Source organism: Acinetobacter sp. Tol 5 (genome assembly GCF_019702905.1).
Classification (GTDB): domain Bacteria; phylum Pseudomonadota; class Gammaproteobacteria; order Pseudomonadales; family Moraxellaceae; genus Acinetobacter; species Acinetobacter bereziniae.
In genome coordinates, this window is record NZ_AP024708.1 from 1836157 (window position 1) to 1858093 (window position 21937).

General features: G+C 37.8%; 22 protein-coding genes. 10 read left to right on the forward strand and 12 right to left on the reverse strand.

The genetic code is table 11. The annotated features are described in order from the left end of the window. Window positions 1-70: 70 nt before the first annotated feature. The 6 genes from purH to TOL5_RS08485 form a co-directional block, all read right to left on the reverse strand. Entirely contained in the window at window positions 71-1645 is a 1575-nt protein-coding gene (gene purH / locus TOL5_RS08460; protein WP_004824458.1) for a bifunctional phosphoribosylaminoimidazolecarboxamide formyltransferase/IMP cyclohydrolase, read from the reverse strand. Between the two features lie 94 nt (window positions 1646-1739). Continuing rightward, window positions 1740-2009, reverse strand: coding sequence for a DNA-binding transcriptional regulator Fis (gene fis / locus TOL5_RS08465; protein WP_001086304.1), 270 nt, complete (start codon window positions 2007-2009; stop codon window positions 1740-1742). Window positions 2010-2383: 374 nt separating this feature from the next. Then, the gene (locus TOL5_RS08470; protein ID WP_046761099.1) at window positions 2384-3241 is read right to left on the reverse strand and encodes a zinc-ribbon and DUF3426 domain-containing protein; all 858 of its coding nucleotides are present in this window, start codon (window positions 3239-3241) and stop codon (window positions 2384-2386) included. A gap of 21 nt (window positions 3242-3262) precedes the next feature. Continuing rightward, window positions 3263-4165, reverse strand: coding sequence for a 50S ribosomal protein L11 methyltransferase (gene prmA, locus TOL5_RS08475; protein ID WP_004824454.1), 903 nt, complete (start codon window positions 4163-4165; stop codon window positions 3263-3265). Window positions 4166-4290: 125 nt separating this feature from the next. After that, complete coding sequence (locus tag TOL5_RS08480) at window positions 4291-5169, reverse strand: bile acid:sodium symporter family protein (protein ID WP_009584495.1); 879 nt, start codon at window positions 5167-5169, stop codon at window positions 4291-4293. 493 nt (window positions 5170-5662) lie between these two features. After that, the gene (locus tag TOL5_RS08485) at window positions 5663-6088 is read right to left on the reverse strand and encodes a hypothetical protein (RefSeq protein WP_004824452.1); all 426 of its coding nucleotides are present in this window, start codon (window positions 6086-6088) and stop codon (window positions 5663-5665) included. A gap of 255 nt (window positions 6089-6343) precedes the next feature. Here TOL5_RS08485 and mnmG point away from each other — a divergent pair, with 255 nt between their 5' ends. Further along, entirely contained in the window at window positions 6344-8224 is a 1881-nt protein-coding gene (gene mnmG / locus TOL5_RS08490; protein WP_004824451.1) for a tRNA uridine-5-carboxymethylaminomethyl(34) synthesis enzyme MnmG, read from the forward strand. A 125-nt stretch (window positions 8225-8349) separates the two neighbouring features. Next, a complete protein-coding gene (locus tag TOL5_RS08495; protein ID WP_121775671.1) occupies window positions 8350-9294 on the forward strand; it encodes an ADP-ribosylglycohydrolase family protein in 945 nt (314 codons plus the stop codon). Between the two features lie 499 nt (window positions 9295-9793). Here the strand turns inward: TOL5_RS08495 and TOL5_RS08500 are convergent, their stop codons facing one another. Continuing rightward, window positions 9794-10789 carry a helix-turn-helix transcriptional regulator gene (locus TOL5_RS08500; protein ID WP_004824446.1) on the reverse strand — a complete coding sequence of 332 codons (996 nt, stop codon included), beginning with the start codon at window positions 10787-10789 and terminating at the stop codon, window positions 9794-9796. A 303-nt stretch (window positions 10790-11092) separates the two neighbouring features. Here TOL5_RS08500 and TOL5_RS08505 point away from each other — a divergent pair, with 303 nt between their 5' ends. The 6 genes from TOL5_RS08505 (at window position 11093) to TOL5_RS08530 (ending at window position 15930) form a co-directional block, all read left to right on the forward strand. Further along, complete coding sequence (locus TOL5_RS08505) at window positions 11093-12694, forward strand: circularly permuted type 2 ATP-grasp protein (RefSeq protein ID WP_121775672.1); 1602 nt, start codon at window positions 11093-11095, stop codon at window positions 12692-12694. A 36-nt stretch (window positions 12695-12730) separates the two neighbouring features. Further along, window positions 12731-13339, forward strand: a complete 609-nt coding sequence (locus TOL5_RS08510; RefSeq protein WP_004824443.1) for an alpha-E domain-containing protein — start codon at window positions 12731-12733, stop codon at window positions 13337-13339. Beyond that, window positions 13336-14115 carry a transglutaminase family protein gene (locus TOL5_RS08515; RefSeq protein WP_005032206.1) on the forward strand — a complete coding sequence of 260 codons (780 nt, stop codon included), beginning with the start codon at window positions 13336-13338 and terminating at the stop codon, window positions 14113-14115. The genes TOL5_RS08510 and TOL5_RS08515 overlap by 4 nt, the downstream gene beginning before the upstream one ends. A 70-nt stretch (window positions 14116-14185) precedes the next feature. Further along, complete coding sequence (locus TOL5_RS08520) at window positions 14186-14920, forward strand: proteasome-type protease (RefSeq protein WP_004824440.1); 735 nt, start codon at window positions 14186-14188, stop codon at window positions 14918-14920. A gap of 90 nt (window positions 14921-15010) precedes the next feature. Beyond that, window positions 15011-15430, forward strand: coding sequence for a BLUF domain-containing protein (locus TOL5_RS08525; protein WP_121775673.1), 420 nt, complete (start codon window positions 15011-15013; stop codon window positions 15428-15430). Window positions 15431-15519: 89 nt separating this feature from the next. Further along, a complete protein-coding gene (locus TOL5_RS08530) occupies window positions 15520-15930 on the forward strand; it encodes a BLUF domain-containing protein (protein WP_121775674.1) in 411 nt (136 codons plus the stop codon). A gap of 297 nt (window positions 15931-16227) precedes the next feature. Here TOL5_RS08530 and alr read toward each other — a convergent pair whose 3' ends face one another. Next, window positions 16228-17301: an alanine racemase gene (gene alr / locus TOL5_RS08535; RefSeq protein ID WP_121775675.1), complete on the reverse strand. Its 1074-nt coding sequence runs from the start codon at window positions 17299-17301 to the stop codon at window positions 16228-16230. A gap of 293 nt (window positions 17302-17594) precedes the next feature. Between alr and TOL5_RS08540 the strand changes: the two genes are divergently transcribed. Then, window positions 17595-18017, forward strand: a complete 423-nt coding sequence (locus TOL5_RS08540) for a DUF4259 domain-containing protein (protein ID WP_004824431.1) — start codon at window positions 17595-17597, stop codon at window positions 18015-18017. Window positions 18018-18053: 36 nt separating this feature from the next. Here the strand turns inward: TOL5_RS08540 and dnaB are convergent, their stop codons facing one another. From dnaB to rpsF, 4 genes are all read right to left on the reverse strand, one after another. After that, window positions 18054-19499 (reverse strand): replicative DNA helicase, encoded by a 1446-nt coding sequence (gene dnaB, locus TOL5_RS08545; protein WP_004824429.1) that lies wholly within the window; start codon window positions 19497-19499, stop codon window positions 18054-18056. A gap of 220 nt (window positions 19500-19719) precedes the next feature. Next, window positions 19720-20166 (reverse strand): 50S ribosomal protein L9, encoded by a 447-nt coding sequence (gene rplI, locus TOL5_RS08550; protein WP_004824427.1) that lies wholly within the window; start codon window positions 20164-20166, stop codon window positions 19720-19722. Between the two features lie 9 nt (window positions 20167-20175). Next, complete coding sequence (gene rpsR / locus TOL5_RS08555) at window positions 20176-20403, reverse strand: 30S ribosomal protein S18 (protein ID WP_004719336.1); 228 nt, start codon at window positions 20401-20403, stop codon at window positions 20176-20178. Between the two features lie 11 nt (window positions 20404-20414). Then, window positions 20415-20801 carry a 30S ribosomal protein S6 gene (gene rpsF, locus TOL5_RS08560; protein WP_004824425.1) on the reverse strand — a complete coding sequence of 129 codons (387 nt, stop codon included), beginning with the start codon at window positions 20799-20801 and terminating at the stop codon, window positions 20415-20417. Between the two features lie 258 nt (window positions 20802-21059). On the opposite strand from rpsF, the gene TOL5_RS08565 reads away from it, so the two are divergent. After that, entirely contained in the window at window positions 21060-21545 is a 486-nt protein-coding gene (locus TOL5_RS08565; RefSeq protein WP_121775676.1) for a hypothetical protein, read from the forward strand. Window positions 21546-21937 lie beyond the last annotated feature (392 nt).

Below are 21937 nucleotides of genomic sequence, written 5' to 3' on the forward strand. Positions count from 1 at the left end.
TATTTCGTAACAAATCCCCCTTTTTATAAAGGAGGATTTGGGTGAATTTTCTAATTTGATTTATCGTAAATTAATGACGGAAATGACGCATACCTGTAAAGACCATAGCGATTCCAGCTTCATCAGCTGCTGCAATGGTTTCTTCATCACGCATAGAACCGCCTGGTTGAATAATACATTTAATACCTGCTTTTGCAGCATTATCAATACCATCACGGAATGGGAAGAATGCATCAGATGCCATTACAGCACCTTCAACCACTAAGCCAGCATGCTCAGCTTTAATAGCTGCAATACGTGCTGAGTTGACACGGCTCATTTGACCTGCACCTACACCGATAGTTTGACGACCTTTAGCATAGACAATCGCATTTGATTTAACATATTTCGCAACTTTCCATGCGAAGATCAAATCATCAATTTCAGCTTCAGTAGGAGCACGTTTTGTTACGACTTTAAGATCATCTTTGGTGATCATGCCAAGATCTTGGTCTTGAACAAGTAAACCGCCATTAACACGTTTATAGTCATATTGTGCAGCACGTTCATCAATTTTTGGCAATTCGCCACAAACTAAGACACGAACGTTTTTCTTGGCACCAGTCACTTCAAGAACGCCATCTGCAATGCTAGGTGCAATGATCACTTCAACGAACTGACGATCGACGATCGCTTGAGCAGTTGCTACATCAAGTTCGCGGTTAAATGCAATGATGCCGCCAAAAGCTGATTCTGGATCTGTTGCATAAGCAAGATCATAAGCTGTTTGAATCCCATCAAGTGATACAGCAACACCACAAGGGTTGGCATGTTTCACGATCACGCAAGCTGGTTTAGCAAATGATTTCACACATTCTAAAGCTGCATCTGTATCAGCGATATTGTTATAAGAGAGTTCTTTACCCTGTAACTGTTTTGCAGTAGAAACTGATGCTTCAGTTGCAGTTGCTTCAACATAGAAAGCAGCAGACTGGTGAGGATTTTCACCATAACGCAGGTCTTGTACTTTATTTAATTGTGTATTGAAAGTACGTGCAAATTTATCTGCTTGACCTTCTTCTTTACCTACTCGAGCGCCTAAGTAAGATGCAATCATGCCATCATATTGTGCAGTATGTTCAAAAGCTTTTACTGCCAAATCAAAACGAGTTGCATAAGATAGCGCACCCTCAGTTTTGAGTTCATTGATCACCGTTGCATAATCGGCTGCGTTTACCACAATGCCCACAGATGCATGATTTTTTGCAGCAGCACGAACCATTGTTGGACCACCAATATCAATATTTTCAATTGCATCAGCAAGAGAACAATTTGGTTTAGCAACAGTTGCGGCAAATGGATAAAGGTTTACAACAACAAGATCAATCGCATCAATATTGTGTTCAGCCATGACAGCTTCGTCTAGTCCACGACGAGCCAAGATACCACCATGAATTTTTGGATGTAATGTTTTTACGCGACCATCCATCATTTCAGGGAAGCCAGTGTGCTCTGAAACTTCAACTACAGCGACATTGTTGTCTTTAAGCAACTTATATGTACCACCAGTAGATAAAATTTCTACCCCAAGAGCAACAAGGTTCTGGGCAAATTCAACGATCCCGGTTTTATCAGAAACAGAGATTAAAGCGCGTTTAATAGTCATGATCTTCGTCAACAGTTTTTAAGTCTAGAGATTGAACAGGTAGGCAAAACGTAGGTAAAAAAAATGCCCACGCAAGCCGTGAGCATTTTATCATTTATTCACTCATTAAACCGTGAGCTTTTAACTTTTTGCGTAAAGTTCCGCGGTTTAGTCCGAGAATTTCAGCAGCGCGTGTCTGATTCCCGCGCGTATATTCTAGAACGACAGATAAAAGAGGTTTCTCCATTTCTGCTAGCACCATATCGTACACTTGAGATGGTTGCTCACCTTGCAATTGTGCAAAATAGTGACGAACTGCGCGATCTACGTGAATACGAAGAGCGACATCAGATTGTGCAGTAAAAATAGGAGATTTGCTATTCATGCGAGTTAATCCGAAAAATCAAAATATTGCTTGGGTAAAGCAATATAAATGTGGTCTAAAAAAATCTGAGCCCCGTTTTAGATCCTAAAACGGTTGGCTCTAAAACAAGAACAATTAGCTTGCCACAAATCGTCGAGTTGAGTGAAAAATAAGCGTAACAATAGATTAATATTTGTTACTACACTCTTTTAAACAAAAAAATGTTCTACTTGCGCGATATTGGATATAAAGCACATAACAAAACAGTAGTTTTTGTGAAAAATTGCGAGGAGTTTGCAGGACAAAGCTTTCGTGGCGCGTATGATAGCATTGTCTCAGAAAAAATGAGCAAGAAAACTACATTTTTTTTCATTTTTTTGTAGTTTTTTTTAATTTTATGGATGAATGACGTCTAATTGATAGTCATCAAAACTTTTTCTAGGCTCTGTAATGACAAATTTAAAAGGATATGGGCTATTTTGTGGAATTCGTTTAATTCCTATCAAACTCTTGATGAGATAGTCTTCAGCTGGGATTGAATAGGTTTTGACTATTTTATCATTTGCTTTGAGTGTGACCTTTATTATCGGGAGCTCTAAACTTTTAGAGTACTGATTATTGATTTGACCTGAAAATTGAGTTTGTTGTGAATCAATTGCCTTTACTCTGAGATTACTAATCACGATATGTTTGTAACGTTGATCGACAGTATCACAATGAAAAACTGAACATGCTTTGGTGAAAACAGTATTGATTGCAGGATAGCGGTCAGTCAAGTTTGGGTTAAACCAAACAATTTGGAACATTAAAATGCTAAGCAATGAAAGATTGATGAAACTCCAAGCCAAATAATACAAAGTACTTTTCGGTTTGAGTAGATCATCGCCTTTGTGATTGAGTCCCTTCGATAGATTTAAACTGGGAATATTATGAACAGGTTCATTATTAAAGTAGTTCAAATTATTTAAGTAGGTTCTCAGATCTATATTGGAATGTTCAACTTTACGATTGAATATATCCAGCACGCTGGTTTCATTCCGACGATTATCAAAAGACTCCTGATTCAATTTGTGTTCTGTTTCAGGGGTATTTATCGCTTGCTGGTCAGAAGGAGAGGGCTGAAGATGAACCAGTGCATTAAAGTTATCGCCACATTTTGGACAACAAACCATACCTTGCGCAACAGTAAGCTGTGTAACTGACACTTTATAAATTGAAGCACAATTAGGGCAGCGGGTTTGTTTTTCAGCCATAGATAGTTAAATATTCATCGATTAAAATTTCTTACGCGAACCAGAAATTCTGCACCAGTTTTCTTCGCGTTTCTCTACCTCTACTATATCAAAAAATTCAGAATAAACACTAGAAACATCAGCAACTTGCTCTTCAATTACACCTGCAAGTGCGAACTCGCCCTCAGATTTAATTAAAGTTGAGAATTCTTCGGCAAGGGACATCAATGGACCAGCAAGAATATTTGCAACCAGTACATCTGCTTGTTGAGCCTTAAACGTTTCGTTAAATTCTTCTGGAAGCCCGACATAAAGATTTTCAAGTACACCATTCAACTCAGCATTTTGTTTTGTCGCTAAGACTGCTTGTGGGTCAATATCAGTTGCATAGACTTTTTTTGCACCTAATAACAATGCTGCAACACCCAAAATGCCTGAACCACAACCATAATCAATCACAATTTTGTCTTTAACATCAGTTTTACCCAGCCATTGCAAGCAAAGGAAGGTGGATGCATGGTTGCCTGTACCAAAGGCTAAGCCCGGATCAAGTTTGATATTGACAGCATCAGCTTCAGGAGGCTCTAACCACTCAGGTACGATCCAGTATTTTTCACCAATTTGAATAGGTTCATAGTAGTCCATCCAAGAGCGTTCCCAAACTTGGTCTTCGAGGAACTCACTTTTCATTGGGGCAGTCGGGAGTTGAGTGCGAATAAATGTCTCTAAAGCCGCTACATCGATTTCTTCATGGTCTTCTTGAGCGTAAATGCCTGTAACAATGACTTTATTCCATAAAGGTGTTTCACCTGGAAGAGGCTCAAGCAAGTCTTGATTTTCAGCATCATCGAGCGTCACACTTACTGCACCTAAAGAACTTAATAAAGTTTCAGTAAAATCAACTTGAGCTTGTTCAACTGTAATATGAATTTGTAACCACTTCACGGGAAAGACCTAAATCGTTTTCTTAAAGCCAATATTGTAACGGAAACTGTCAAGGTGCGCCTAGCTTCAGCCAAAATAAAAAAGTGGATGTATCAACATCCACTTCGGTTTTATGGGATCATCTTTCATGCACGTTCAATTACAGATTCTTGCGTGGCATGTCTTGAAATCAATGCACCAAATATCGCTGCAAAAATATACATAAATATCGAATAAACTGCAGCAGGCATTGCCACTGTTGAATTTGCCATGACCGTCAGTGCGATGGTCATTGCCAAGGTACTGTTATGAATACCTATTTCAAAAGCGCAAGCACGTGCTTGCGCACTATTGATACCTAATAATCTTGGGACAAAATAACCGATGAGCAAACTACAAATACAGAAAATTACTGTGGCTAAACCGACTTGAGTGAGATATTCCAGAATATGTGCGCGCTCTTTAGCAATTGCTCCGATAATGATGAGTATCAAGAAGACCACTGAGAAAATGCGCAATGGTTTATTTAATTTTTCCGTAAAATGAGGTGCATAATGTCGAATCAGCATACCGATACAGACAGGAATTAAAATAATTGCAAAAACCTGAAGAATTTTGCTGAACTGCATACTGATTTGCTGCCCATCATTCATAAAGTATTGAATGGAGAAGTTAACAATCAGGGGGAGGGTAAAAGCTGCGATTACAGAATTAATTGCAGTCAAGGTAATATTCAGTGCAATGTCACCTTTAAATAAATAGCTAAATAAATTTGCGGTACTTCCACCTGGTGATGCAGCGAGTAACATTAATCCAACTGCGAGTAAAGGCGGTAGGGCGAGTACTTTACAGATGACAAAAGCGATACCGACCAAAAGTACCAATTGACAAAATAATGCAATCAAAACCGCTTTCGGATGTTTTGATACCCGAGCGAAATCTTTCGGAGTGAGCTCTAAGCCCAAACCAATCATAATGATGGCGAGGGCGAGTGGAAGCATGATGGTGATTATTCCTGAATCCATAGTTTCATCCTTTTTGTTGTTTTAAATCATTTAAACAGGTGAATATTCCTTACTCAAAATTGAGTGTAATCGAAACAATCAAAATATAAAAATAAAAAACATGACTGATGAATAATTAAAAAAATACTCTTTTAGAGAGTAATGAATTTTATTAAAAAATTAATAAATACAATATCTTATATTTATAATAAGTGGAGTGGATTCAAGTGGTCATTCAAAGACTATCCCTAATTTTAAATCCCAAAAAATAAATGAATCACCAAAACTTCTAACAATCTGTATAAAGCATAAAGTTCATTGGATATACATGATTGAAATTAAATCACTTGTATGAATAATCAGGTGGTTTAACTGTAGGATCCCTGAATATAAAAAAAGAGATCCCGTTAAACGGAATCTCTTTTAATCTCAACATTTATCCATTTTTCAACATAGATGAATGAAATTATCACTCACTCCATCAAGATAAGAAGAAGTGTTGAGTTAGAGGAAATTATTGAGCTTGAATTGGGTCTTCACTTGGTACAGCTTGGCTAGGTTGTTCAACCGCTGGCTGTTCCGCTTGAGAAGCGTCATTGGTTGCAGGTGCATCAGCACTTGCAGGAGCAGCTTGTTCTACAGCAGGACGATTTTCCATCGCAGGTTCTGGCGCTGCAGCAGCACCTGTTGTGTTACTGCCTGCTGGTGGTGCAGGGAAGCTAAATTGAAGCTTACCATTTTCATTGGGTTCACACGTACCGTTAAAAGTTACACCTTTATTGGCATAAGTGACCCAATCACCTTGCTTTTTCTTAGCACAAACCTGAATTTGCTTTTTCACTTCAGCTTTACTGGTGTTTTCCTCAGCAGCATGAGCAAAACCAATTGCCATACAACTCAACAATGAAGCCGTCATCATCTTAGACAATGTATTTTTCATAATCGTATTCCTTGTATTCATGATGGAAAATTTAATTATCTGAGTGATTCTCATGGTATAGCGGTTTTTTGCTAAGTTAAATTTGATTTGTAGGGACTTACTGAAACGAAGTGTCAATTTATGTTGCCTATGTATCTAAATGTTTAATTGGAAATAAGTGTGATTTGTGAGATAAATTTTTGTAAAACCGCCTAAAACTGAGCGTAAATTTTTGCTATAATTTCCTGTCATTCTTTTTATCTCTCATTTATCACTATGCATTATCCTAAAGTTTACGATGTCATTGTTATCGGTGGCGGTCACGCAGGTACGGAAGCAGCACTTGCTGCGGCGCGTATGGGTCGACAGACTCTGCTTTTGACTCATAACATTGAGACTTTAGGGCAGATGAGCTGTAACCCTGCTATTGGTGGGATTGGTAAATCTCATCTGGTTCGCGAAATCGATGCGTTGGGTGGAGCAATGGCTCTCGCTGCTGATAAAGGTGGTATCCAATTCCGTATCCTGAATTCGCGTAAAGGCGCTGCTGTCCGTGCGACACGTGCTCAAGCTGACCGTATTCGTTATAAAGCTGCAATTCGTCATACTTTGGAAAATCAAGCTAACTTAGACATTTTCCAACAAGCCGCTGATGATCTTATCGTTGAAGGCGATACGGTGAAGGGGGTCGTCACTCAAATGGGTATTCGCTTCGATGCGAAAACAGTTGTGTTGACAACAGGTACATTCTTGGGTGGAGTTATTCACGTTGGATTGAATAATTCGTCGGGCGGTCGTGCAGGTGATCCTCCTTCTATTTCTTTAGCTGCGCGTTTACGTGAATTAAACTTACCAGTGGGGCGTTTAAAAACAGGTACGCCACCACGTATTGATGCTCGTTCAGTTGACTTTTCTGTGATGATCCCACAACCGGGTGATTTTCCATCTCCAACCATGTCATTCATGGGAGATGTGTCTATGCATCCAGAACAGGTGAATTGCTATATTACACATACCAACGAACGTACCCATGAAATCATTCGTGGTGGTTTGGATCGCTCACCGATGTATACAGGTGTGATTGAAGGGGTTGGTCCACGTTATTGTCCATCAATTGAAGACAAAATTCATAAATTTGCTGATAAAGACTCGCATCAGGTTTTCTTAGAGCCTGAAGGCTTGGACACCCATGAACTTTATCCAAATGGTATTTCAACATCATTGCCATTTGATGTTCAGTTTGAGTTGGTACGTTCAATTCGCGGTATGGAAAATGCACATATCCTTCGTCCAGGCTATGCAATTGAATATGATTATTTCAATCCGCAATCGTTGAAATTCTCGTTAGAAACAAAATCCATCAATAACTTGTATTTTGCTGGTCAGATCAATGGTACGACAGGCTATGAAGAAGCTGGTGCGCAAGGTTTATTGGCAGGTTTAAATGCTGCTCGTCGTGCTTGGGATCAAGAGCAATGGACACCTAAGCGTGATGAAGCATATATGGGTGTTTTGGTTGATGACTTGATTACTTTAGGGACTAAAGAACCGTACCGTATGTTTACCTCGCGTGCAGAATACCGTTTGATGCTTCGAGAAGATAATGCAGATCAGCGTTTAACAGCGATTGGTCGTGAAATGGGCTTGGTTGACGATGAGCGATGGGCTGCATATTGTGAAAAAATGGAAGCAGTTGAAAAAGAAACAGGTCGTTTGCAACATCTATGGGCGGCACCAAATAACCCGATGGGTAAAAAATTCGTTGAAATGACTGGTGCAGATCTTTCCAAAGAGTGTTCTGCGATTGATTTGCTTAAACGTCCAAATATCAATTTCTCTCAAATTGCGGAATTGACAGGCTCTGAAGTATCTGCATTTGTGGGTGAGCAAATCGAAATTGCGGTGAAATATGCAGGCTATATCAACCGTCAGCAAGAAGATGTTGCTCAAATGAAGCGTTTGGAAGATACCAAAATTCCTGCTGATTTTGACTATGACGCTGTTTCAGGTCTTTCTCGTGAAATTACCATGAAACTTAAAAATGTATTGCCAGAAACGCTTGCACAAGCGAGTCGTATTCCAGGGGTAACACCTGCGGCTGTTCAATTGGTGATGATTACGATTCGTAAACATAACCAAATGAAAAAATCTGCTTAAGTTCGAATCCTTAAAAAAGCCCGCTTTTTGCGGGCTTTTTTATAACCCAAAGAATGTATAGTTGCTTGTTGAAAATATATGGTCTTTATGACAATATAAAATAAATGAGTAGTTCTGAGAATAACATGAACAAGCAAGATCGAATTAAAGGTGCAATTTATGGGCTATTGATTGGAGATGCAGTCGGTGTGCCTTATGAGTTTAATCTGCCTGAACAGTTACCTGAATATAATCAAATTGATATGCTTCCACCTGCTTATTTTTCTAAGACTTATCCAGAAATTCCACTAGGGACATGGTCGGACGATGGTGCACAAGCGCTAAGTTTGCTCGATTCACTCCTGTATAAGCATAAAATGGATGCAGAAGATCTCATGAAGCGGTTGTGTAATTGGTATCAGTATGGATATATGGCAGTTGACTATCAAGTTTTCGATGTTGGTGTGCAAACTGCTGAATCGATAAGAAAGTATTTAATGGGTGTCCCTCTATCTCAGGTTGCTAAAAATGATGAACATGCCAATGGTAATGGTTCACTTATGCGTGTATTGCCTTTAGCGTTGTGGCATCAAGGTTCAGATCAACAGTTGATTGAGGATGCATATACTCAGTCTCATATTACCCATGCACATCTAAGGTCAAAGGTATGTTGTGCTTTGTATTGCTTATGGGCTAGATCAATTCTGAACGGATTGGATATTGAGCCTGCGTGGTCGGATGCAGTTGCAAGACTACGCCAATGTTTACAAGATCGACCAGAAGATTTGCAACAGCTTGAGTTATATATTCGTCCTGATGAATTCGTTCAGGGGACGGGGAGTGGTTATGTGGTTGATTGTTTAAATTCAGCAAGATATGTCCTCCAAAAAAAGTCATATCAAGATGTGATTAAAAGCTCGATTGCATTAGGCAGAGACACCGATACAACTGCATGTGTGGCTGGTGGTATAGCTGGATTGTATTTTGGTTATCATGCCATTCCTCAGCTATGGTTGAATCAATTAAGAGGCAAAGCATTGGTGGAACCTTTATTGGAAAAACTCAGTATTTACATCGCATCTTCAAAATGAATATTTATATCAATTGAAAAGTCATTTGAATGATGAAGCTTTGATTTTATCAGTAGATTCATCAAGTAAGCATATCTCGATAAAGATTTTAGTTGCGCATCTTATTGGTTTTTGTTGGTGATAAATTCTAAATAATTAGATTGAATCTAAGGTTATACAAATAACGCTTAAACAGAATTGGTGAAAAACAAAGCAGTTTTAATTATTTTTCAGTTTGAAAAATCGTGGTTATAGTCAATCTACATTCAAACGAGAGGTGGTTACTATGACGATGAAATCAATCCGTTACAACAATGCTGAACTTGCGTGCTGTCTGATGTGATGTTCAACTTACTCCAATGAAAACTCATGTCTTGTGGACATGTAAAAATGTGACATGAGTTTTAATCAGCGCAAAATAATAAAATTTAAAAACAAAAACAATAAGATATCAGAGCCGAGAGGCTCTTTTTTATTGGGGCTTGTATGTAAAACTTGTATCTATGCTAGTTAATATTGATTATTCAATTTCATGAACTGCATTAAAAACTTCTACAGGTTCGATTCGAACAATCTTTTTACCGAAGCTTCTCAGCCACCATACCAATTGTGAGGTAAAGGGAACTACTGCACTCACTTGATACAGTTGTTCATTTAATTGTTCAACTTTTTGCTCTTTGCTGAGCTGACTTTCTGTAAAGTACTGCGCATCATCTTCGTGCATCACCAGTTTTAATTCAACATTCTTGGTTGGTTGAGAAAAATCAACTCTAAAACCAAGTGCACCTGAATCAATATACTCATCAATATCAAATTTAACAGGATGTAATGCTCGCAAGTCTAAGACTGTTGCTGATTTAAAACGATGTAAAGCAAAAGTTTGGACTTCGGTTTTATCATGTCTGGTACAAATCAAATAAATGATCGCACCTTTTTGCACCAAGCCTAAAGGATTGAGAATATAAGTTTTTTCCTCACCTTGATGACCACGTGAACGGTAAATACATTCAATTTGCTTGTCTTGGAGTAATCCTTCATAGATTGCCTGTTGCGCCTGTCTCTCAACCAAAGGAGGGATTACAGGCTGACTAGCAGGAACAATACGCACTCGATTAATCCATTGTCGAACATTATTCTGAGTTGACAAACTGCGACGAGCTAGATCAAACCAAGGATTCATTTCATCAATCAAACTTGGTGGTAACAGGTGCTTTAAATGTTCCTCAACCATCATAAATGTGACTGCCTGAGAGCTGGTCATATGAGGCAAGCTTTGAATTGGTGCATCTGAGCGCCAACGCCAACCTTGAGGCACAGTCTTGTTGCTTTCGATGGGAAAGCGTTGCGCAATTTGATTGAGATCACGTTGAATAGTACGCAAACTGATCTCAATTCCTTCACGCTCTAAGACTTCTTGTAACTCACGTGTGCCCATCCATTTACCCGTAGAAAGTCGGGACAAAATTTGCCATTGGCGATAGAGGCTGTTGGAGGTTTCTTTTTCTTGTGCAGACATGTCAAATATCGTTGAAATCGTGAAGGTTTAAGGGAAATAAATCTGCTACACAATAGAAAAATAAAAAACTTTCTGCAAGTTCTATCCTTAAATTAATTTGTTAGACCTTGAAAACACACACTAAAAAATTTTGAAACAAGTTCGATCAAAACTCACATTGAGCTAAACAATAAACAATGAATTAATAAAAGCTGGTTAAAAGATTTCAAACCTGATGCTGAAAAACATTTTAAGACTCAATGATTGTTGGCATTGATATTGCTTGATTCATCCTGCCACCAGAGAACATAAGAAGAGGTTTGTATGCTAAAAGAAACGATGGATACAAATTCAAGTAATGAAAATTATGCAGAACGTTTTGCTGTGTCAATGATTGAAGAGCAGATTCAGTCGAATACAGGTGAATTAAAAGAGATAAAAAATATTCAGGCAGCTGTTCATTTAAATATTGAGATGCAGCAACCAGCAGTGCATTTACTTAAACAACTCGATTCTATTTTCTTTAATGAAATGACCGATGATCATGTTCTTTCACCTGAAACTGCGGAAAAAGTTGAGCATTGGTTATCTCAACATAGTATTTATGAGCTTGAAAAACTAAATGAAACAGCTAAAGCGCATTTTTTATATCAAGGAATTACCTTTGCTGTATATGGAGAGAAATCTGGGATTGATCGCACCATTCCTTTTGATTTGATTCCCCGAGTGATTGCCAAACAACAATGGAACAAAATCGAGGCAGGATGTACGCAACGTATCAAAGCTTTAAATCTATTTCTTGCTGATATTTATCATGAGCAAAATATTTTAAGAGAAGGTTTTATTCCTGAGTTACCAGTGCTTTCACATGAAGCGTATCAACCGATCATGATGAATCACAGTTTAAATGGAAATATTTATAGTCAAATCAGTGGTATCGACATTGTCCGTGATCGACACGGGGAGTTCTTTGTCTTAGAAGATAACTTACGAACCCCTTCTGGTGTGTCTTACATGATTGAAAGCCGTAAGATGAGTCAAAAATTGATGCCTGAATTATGCAATCAGCAAGTTGCAAGTATCGAGCAATATCCACAGCTTTTGCGTGAAATTCTCGCTGAAAATTCAAGAGTCACTACACCCACAATCGTGGTGCTGACGCCGGGTCGTTACAATAGTGCATATTATGAGCATTCATTTTTAGCAAGAGAGATGGGTGTACCCTTGGTGACATCTCGTGACCTTTTTGTTGAAAACGACAAGGTTTATGTGAAAACCATCCGAGGACGTCAGCAGGTTGATGTAATTTATAGACGTTTAGATGATGGTTTTTTAGACCCTTTATGTTTTAGACCTGACAGTACTTTAGGTGTTGCAGGGCTGATGTCAGCTTATTTGAGTGGTAATGTGGTCATTGCAAATGCACCAGGTACAGGGGTTGCTGATGATAAGTCAATTTATCCTTATGTGGATCAAATGATTGCTTATTATCTGAATGAAAAGCCAATTTTATCAAATGTACCCACTTATCAATGTCGTGACGCTGATGCATTGGATTATGTGTTGGCAAATCTCGATCAATTGGTCGTAAAAGAAGCTCAAGGTTCTGGTGGTTATGGGATGCTGATAGGTCCTAAAGCAACTGAACAAGAAATTGATTTATTTAGAATTAAATTAATGGCTTCACCTTCAGCATATATTGCGCAACCGACATTAGATTTATCAGTAGCGCCAACATTAACCTCACAAGGAATTGCTGAACGTCATATTGATTTACGACCATTCATTTTAACCTCACCTGAACGTATAGAAATCGTTCCGGGTGGTTTGACCCGAGTTGCAATGCAACAAGGTTCATTGGTGGTTAACTCATCACAAGGTGGTGGAATTAAGGATACATGGGTGATTGATGAATATTCAATTTAATCAGTCCTTAGCAATCCCAACCAAAGGAGAGAAAAGATGATTTTACTCAGTACAAATGCCCAAAATATATTTTGGCTCGGGCGTTATTTGACCCGCATACAATATTTATGTAGCCAGTTCCCTTTTAAAACCAATGAATTGGCATTAGATTATGCAAATGCATTTTGCTTACCTGCATTCGATGCCAGCTCCTTGAATGAACTCATTTTGGACACTGAGCAGCCTGCTTCATTTCACCAACAGTTTTTATGTGCCAAAAATAATATTCATGACTTGCGTGGGGTTATTTCTGCGAAATCATTTGCTGAGTTGAATCAGCTTTTACACCAAGCCGAACAAAATGCCAGTTTTATCTGTGATGTCTGTGAGGAGTGTAATGATGTTCTTGAAGCAGAAGATGATGAGTTATTGTTCTTATTCTTTAGTCTTGGGCAAAAAATGGAACAGTTCGACCGTCAGTTACGGCTAAGCCAAGATAAATCGCTAACATTGACGCAATTAAATGCGGTGATCAGTAGTTTGAATCAACATGGGATGTGTAGCTTGCCAGAAGTGTGGGAGGAGCTAAAAAAACAGCCTAATCGAATGAATTATTATCATTTTAGCGATCATATTGATTCTTTATTTGAATTGGATCGCTTATGAAACTCATGATTAATCATCAAACCCATTATCAATATTCTGACTGGGCAAAAAATAGCATTCAGTATATAAAAATGACCCCGCAATCGAATTTACATCAACAAGTGACGGGGTGGCAAATTAGTATTCCTGGAGAAAAACAATATAAAAAAGATGCTTTCAATAATATTTGGTTGACCAGCTCGCAAACAGAACCTTATCAACAAATGTTGATTATGGCGCAAGGGATTGTTGAAATTAATACAGACAATCAACTTGGTTTACAGGATACACTTGCTCCCGCCGTATTTTTACAACCTACAACTGCAACGCTGTGTAATGATGAAATGATTGCATTTGCAGAATACTATTTACCGCAAAAAAGCTGGGCTAATTTTCAAAAATTAGCCGAAGCATTGCTACAGTACATGCCATATATCACCGCAAGCACAACGGTTACGCATACGGCTATAGCATCCTTTTCAGCACAACAAGGGGTTTGTCAGGACCATAGTCATGTATTGATTGCAATGGCAAAAGCTTTGGGTATTCCTGCACGCTATGTCTCAGGGTATTTGTATGTCAATAATCAGTCACATTTGGCAAGCCATGCTTGGACAGAAGTCTACTTAGAAGGACAATGGCATATGATTGATGTCAGTAATCAGCTTTTTAGTCCACAATCACATGTCTATGTCGCTGTTGGTCGAGATTATTGGGATGTTGCTCCAGTTCGAGGTATACGTGAAAAAGGGGGTGCAGAATCAATGTATTCTATCGTTCAGGTACTTGCATGCTGATGCAGAATGATCAATAGTGTCATGCATTGCAAAATGATTAATTTCGAATTTTAGTTGTATAGGTAGCTCCATGACGTATTGCTGTGCTTTAAGACTCAAACAAGGTTTAGTATTTATTAGTGATACTCGAACTAACGCTGGAGTCGATCACATTTCGGTATATCGAAAGCTCTATACTTTCGGGATCGAAGGCGAACGTTTTATCTGTATACAAACTTCGGGTAATCTGGCGACGACTCAAGCCGTGATTGGGCATTTGGAAAATCATTTAGCTCTAAAACAAGAACCCAATCTATATAGCGTCAACACCATGTTTGAAGTTGCTGGCTTAATTGGTCAGACTTTACGAAAAGTGATTGCTGATGTGACTGAAGATACCCAAGAGCAAAGTAATTATTACTGCAGTTTGTTGGTGGGTGGACAAATCAGCGGTGAAGAAATGCAGCTTTATAATATCTATCCACAAGGGAACTTTATTTCTGCGACCAGTGATACGCCGTATTTCCAGATTGGAGAAAGTAAGTATGGTAAGCCGATTTTAGATCGGGCATTGAGTTATGATATGCCTTTGGATGAAGCTTTACGGTGTAGTTTGATTTCATTTGACTCCACACTACGTTCGAATGTTTCAGTCGGTATGCCATTAGATGCCATGATTTATGATAAAGACAGCTTAAAAATTCCTAAAGGAAAGCGTATTGTTGAAGATGATCCATATTTTCAGCATATCAGTAAGCAATGGTCGGAAACCTTAAAAAAAGGATTACAGGATTTGCCAAAACCTACTGTGGACTATTTTGAGTAAACTTCTCAATAGATGGGAACGTGCATTAATTAAAATTTAATCTCGATCCATTATTTTAATAAGTACTCTAATTTTTTAAATGTAAAGAACATGGAATTAGTTCAACTTTGTTATGTATCAAGCATAAATTTAAAAGATTTGCGTTTAATGGCTGAATTTAGGAATGCGATGCTTCGTGCAGCCACTTTTTTTACTGAGCAGCATATACATGGTGTTTCATTTTATGCAAATGAACACTTCTTACATTGTTTTGAGGGTGAAGCGGAATCAATAGATTTAATTTATCAACATATTTTAAATCATCAAGATCAGAATTATCGTTTTTGTTTCCTTAACAATATTGAAGAGTTTCACTTTGAAGCTTGGCAAATGAAGTATGTCGATCGTAATGGAGTAGTCAGTATTTTCTGTAAAAAATGTGGCTTAAATCATTTTAAACCCATGAGTTTAACTGATCAACAAATCGACGAACTTATGCAAATAGTGTCTGTTAGAACAGTATCAAAATAGAATTAAATATCTAAATAATAAAAAGTTAAGGCTTGTACATTAAATGATAATTGTTTATAACAATATAAAGATAAAAATAGAAGAATTACATGACTTTTCAATTATGCTGTGCAAGTAAAACAACATCACCTCATCATCAATTACTGAATGATCTAAGAGAAATTCTTGGTGAAGCGAGAGACTTTAATGTACTGCATCAAGTTCGAGGCGTACTTTATTTTGCCGATGAGCATTTTTTTCAATGCCTTGAAGGCGAACAGTCGGTAATTTTACGTCTGTTGGAGAAATTATATAAAGATCCTAGACATCATCAGATAAAGCTATTTAGAGCTTTACAGGTAGAAAGAGGGCATTTTTCTCAGTGGTCGATGAAGTATGTCAGGCGAAACAGTAAAATTCAGCAGTTTTTTGAGCACAAAGGTTTTCTGCGTTTTCAGCCATTAAATTTAGATAAGCAAGATATACCCAATTTACTCAAATTACTTTATGAGATCGAATAATTTGAAGACATTGAGGATGATTTTGTTTAAAGCCATTTTTTAATGCTATTTAAAAAGTACTTTTGTGGGCTGTGCTTTGAGTATGAGTTTTTTTAAGATGATAAAATTAAACATTCAATCCTTACTTTTGTGTTAACAGTTAAATAGGCAATCGCAGATATTGAGTGAATCTTATCTGACTTTTTTGCCTATACTTCAGAGAGTATTTTTTCTAAAAATGATAGAGATATTAAGTGTATCTCTATCATATACATGGCTTTTATTCTGCACGATGGGTACAATTTGGTATAAAAAGATTTAAATCTTTTTACGTTTTGGACGACCTGTCATACGACATAATAATTCATAGCCAATCGTACCATTTGCTGTCGCAACTTCATCAACTAAACGGTTTTTACCCCAGAGTTCTACGACTGTCCCGATTGGTGCATTCAATCCAGTGACATCAATGGCAATCATATCCATTGCAACACGACCAATAACACGGGTTGCTTCCCCATGAATAGAAACATAATTCTGCGTGAGGTAGGCACGAGGATAACCATCTCCATAACCAATAGAAACGATTGCGATATCCATCTCTTGGTCTGAAACGAAAGTTGAACCGTAACCGACAGATTCACCTGCTTGAATATGATTTAAAGCAATAATTTCAGCGGTAAATGTCATTACAGGACGAATATCGAGATCATGTGCAGATTGGTCTGCAAATGGTGACGCACCATAGAGCATGATTCCTGGTCGCACAAAATCAAAATTTAGTTCAGGCCATTTAAAAATAGCGGCTGAGTTACAGCACGACGCCAAAATAGGTGAACATGCTTCTTTAACTTGCAAAAATTGTTGCTTTTGCAATTCATTTAAGGGGTGATGATCGACATCAGCGTTTGCGAAGTGCATAGCAAGTACACAAGTAAAACCTTCAGCTTGTAATGAATGGATCACTTCAATAATTTCAGCTACTTTAAAGCCTAAGCGATTCATACCACTATTGAGTTTGACCCAAACTTTCAGTCCTTTTTGGATATATTGGTCTTTGTAGGCGTTTAACCAATCAAGCTGCTGTTGATGGTGAATCATTAGCTCAAAGTTACTGTCTAGAACAATTGGCATTTCATCTGCATTGAAAATACCTTCAATCAGAGTAATCGGTTGTTGATAACCTAATTCACGAATTTCCAAAGCTTCTTCAAGGCAGGCGACACCGAAAGCATCAGTTGAACTTAAGGCGGCTAAGCAATCCTTGACGCCATGACCATATGCATTGGCTTTTACCATACTGACAATTTTAGCGGTTGGGGCAAGTTGTTTGACACGGTTTAAATTATATTGCAGCGCTTCGCTGTCAATATAAACTGTTGCTTGGCGCACCCTCGTTACTCCTTGGGAATGGCAAATACAGCATAAAATTGATGAAATTATGCGGTTAGAAATGTAATGATGGTTCTATATTGTCTTAAAAAGATCATGATCAAGAACCAAGATTATTGTAGTCCGATCAAGGCTAAATGGACACGAACATTTGTGTTTTTAATGAGTTATTGATTTTGTATCGATAAAATTCTTGTATTTTTGCTTAAACATAATTTGTAAAAATATTGATCTTTATTTTTTTTACAAAATCGTACATTTTATATTCAATTTCATGATTAAGGTATACGTGTATGGGAACATGGTCTCATGAACCTTTTGGCAATGATACAGCCAGTGATTGGGCATATGAATTCGAAGAACATAACGGTTATGACGTGATTGAGGATGCATTTGATCAAATCATTGATATGACCACAGAAGAGTTTATTGACGCTGATTTGGGATGTATTGCGCATGCGGCAGCAGAGGTTTTGGCAAAATCTTTTACAGCGAGTATAGCTGACAACGAATATTATCCTGAACCTGTAGAAAAATGGCTAGAGCAGAATAGAAATAAGCAAAATTATGCATTGATTCCAAAAGCCCTACTTGCATTAAACTTATTGACTTCTGAAAGCTCTGAATTGGATGAGCTATGGCAAGATTCTGATGATTATGAAGACTGGATCAGAAATATTGATGAATTGAAAGAGACTTTAAAATCCAAGATCTGAGTCCAAAGTCTCTTCATTATTTATTGGTGATAAAGCTTATTCTTCGTCTTCGTATTGAGCATAGTACTCAGGAGATAAATTACTGAATCGGGTGTATTGACCTTCAAAGGCTAGACGTACTGTACCAATTGGTCCGTTACGTTGTTTACCAATGATAATTTCGGCAGTGCCGGCTTCTTTTGATTCTTTGTTGTAAACTTCATCACGGTAAATAAACATAATTAAATCGGCATCCTGCTCAATCGCACCAGATTCACGTAAGTCTGACATAACAGGACGTTTATTTGGTCGATTCTCTAAAGAACGGTTAAGCTGAGACAGTGCGATAACAGGACACATCATTTCTTTTGCAAGCGCTTTTAAGCTTCGTGAAATTTCACCGATCTCACCCACACGGTTGTCACCCATACCAGGGACTTTCATTAATTGGAGATAATCGATCATGATACACCCCAATTTACCACCATGTTGTTTGGCAATACGCCGTGCGCGTGCACGTACCTCTGTTGGAGGAAGTGCAGAGGAGTCATCGATATAAAGGTGCTTTTCTTGAAGTTGTAAAATCGTACCAGTTACTTTAGACCATTCATCACCATCCAGTTTTCCAGAACGTAGATGTCCTTGATGAACTTTGCCGTAGGCAGAGATTAAACGCATTGCAATAGAGTCTGCTGGCATTTCCATGGAGAAAACCAGTGCGGGTAGGTCACAGTTGAATAAAACGCTTTCGACTAAATTCATTGCGAAGGTCGTTTTACCCATGGACGGACGTGCCGCAACAATAATCATATCACCAGCTTGCATACCTGAGGTTTTATTGTCCAATTCCATAAAACCTGTGGTTAAGCCAGTGATATTGCCATCTAGCTGAGATAATTCATTTAATTTATCAAAAACGTCAGCAACCACGGAAGTAATTGCTTTAGGACCTTGTGCCTTTGCATTATTATTGTGTTGCTCAGCAATAGAGAAAATGTTGGTTTCAGCAAGATCTAAAATCTCACTGACATCACGACCTTTGGTGTCATAGGCATTCTGCAAAATTTCATTGCCGACTTTAATCATATTTCTCAAAGTCGCAAACTCTTTGATTTTTCCAGCGTAAGTTTCTAAATTATAGAAACTTGAAGGGGAGTCTGCCATCAATTGCATTAGATACTCTTCACCACCAATTGCATCGAGTAAATTTTGCTTTATCAGCCAGTCATTGACCAATACCGCATCATAAGGTGAGCTTTCTTGAGCAAGTTTTTCGATTGCACGAAAGATATATTTATGACGCGTTGCGTAAAAATCATTTTCACTTAAAGTATCGCTCACTTGTTCAAAAGATTCAGCGACAGTCATTAACGCAGCAAGTACAGCTTGTTCAATTGCCAAATTGTGGGGTGGCGTACGAAACTCTTTTAACTGCGCATTGTCTTTATTTTTTGCATCAGCATTGAAAGAGTTTTGTTGAGCAGTGGCGGTTGCCTGAGACATAGAAGACCTTGTTTTAAATCTTGCGAAAACATTATTTAAAATAATGTATGGAGACACTTCAGTACTTACTTATCTTAATGCAAAATTTAGAAAGTATCTAACAGTAATACCGATAAGTAGAGACTTAATGAAGTGAAAAAAACAACTGTAAAGTGTGAAACTAAAAGTTTAGAGATAAAAAAAGAGCATACAAAAGTATGCTCTTTTTTTTGCTTGAAAATTACTCAGATACGATAGTAACGAGAACTTCAGCAACAACATCATGATGCAATTGGATTGCGATGTTGAATTCACCAGTGTGACGAAGCGCACCGTTCGGTAAACGAACTTCTGCACGGTCTACAACAAGACCAGCATTTGTTAACGCGTCAGCAATGTCACGAGTACCGATTGAACCAAATAGTTTACCTTCATCACCAGCTTTCGCAGTGATAACGATATTTACTTCGTTCAATTGATCAGCACGTGCTTGAGCAGCAGCTAAAACTTCAGCTTCAGCTTTCTCAAGTTCAGCACGACGAGCTTCAAAAGCAGCAGTGTTTGCTTCAGTCGCAGCAACTGCTTTACCTTGAGGGATCAAATAGTTACGACCGTAACCAGCTTTAACTGATACTTTATCGCCTAATTTACCAAGGTTTTTAATGCGTTGTAATAAGATAATATCCACGGCTCAACCTCACTTATGATTGTCAGTGTAAGGAATCAACGCTAAATAGCGAGCTTGTTTAATAGCAAGCGCTAATTGACGTTGGTAACGAGCTTTAGTACCTGTAATACGGCTAGGAACAATCTTGCCATTTTCAGTGATGTACTGTTTTAAAGTGTCGATATCTTTGTAGTCGATGTACGTAACGTTCTCAGCTGTAAAGCGGCAGAACTTGCGACGACGGTAAAAACGTGCCATTGATGTTCTCCTTATGCTTCAACAGAATCTTGAGCTTGTTGTGCTTCTTCACGTTGAGCTTTACGCGCACGTTTTTCTTCAGCACTCTTAGCAAGTAATGATTCTTCAGTGATTGCGTGTTCACGACGGATAATCACGTTACGAAGGATTGCATCGTTATAACGGAACAATTCTTCTAATTCATTAAGCGTAGTTTGGTTACATTCGATGTTCATCAAAATGTAGTGCGCTTTATGAATTTTGTTAATTGGGTAAGCCAATTGGCGACGGCCCCAATCTTCAAGACGGTGAATTTGACCTTCAGCATCTTTGATGTGAGAAATGTAGCGTTCTACCATTCCCACAACTTGATCGCTTTGGTCTGGGTGTACCAGAATTACGATTTCGTAGTGACGCATTGTCAGCTCCTTACGGTTTATACAGCCCCATTCAAAAAAATGAAGCAAGGAGTCACAATCTGTAATGCTTTAAACAAGAGTTAAAAGCAATAGATTATGCCGCAAAAATTGCGAGCGCCTATTATAGGAAAGTTTATGAGCAAACACAATTTAATATTCAATTATTTATTGGAAAAGCCACTAAATTTTTATAGAGGGTGAATTGAATTTTGTATTGTCACTATTTAGATTAAAACTAAATAAAAAAGGATAGCAACAATGACAAACTACTGTATTGAGAAACTTGAAACCATTGAATCTTATATTGAAAATCCAACACAAGAGTTTTACTTTGAGGTATTTGATGGTCGTTATGACATTGTCATGGTGGTGGATTGGGGTGAGGAGGATGATGCAATCATCACATATTGTGAAAAAATTCTAGAAACTGGACAACTGTCTGCAAAATTTGAAGCTGCCGATAATAAACAAGGTTTTACCATTACGATTCAGTTGGGTGAAAAAACATTACTGATTCCTTATCAAGGTGAGGGTGCTGATCGTGATACAACTTTACGAGCACTCAATGAAATTTTACATCCAGACTATGAAATCCGTTTCTGTAAAGCTTCTGATGGTTCAGACACATTAGAATTTATCCCACTGCCCCAAAAATTATGGCATCAATTAGATCTCAAATATGCTGAAAAAATGGATGATTTGTTTGCTCGGTTTGAGCATGATTCTGTATTTTTTGGAAGTTAATTTAACTTTTTAAATCAGTCATTATACTGATCAAAGGTTTGGTTTATTTGGGTGTTGCTTGAATATTGAATATGTTAAATAGTCTTTAGGATTGAGGTTGAATAAAATCCAATTAAAAACAAGTTCTTAGGGTGGGATGTAGATGTTTTTATATATGCTTTTGGAAAAAATGTTCATTGTTCGCTTTGAAATAAGTATGTCGCTTTTTAAATTATAGTCACTAATTTTTAGTAAGCTATGTGTTGAAACTGCATTGCTGTTTCTTTGTTTTTATATGTTGCCTTTTTAGGCTGAAAAGTAGTATTGAATAATTAAATCTACAAGTCGAGTAAATACACAACAGTGTTAGCGCACAAGCTTTTTTTAGAAGATGGAGATTTGATTAAATCGTT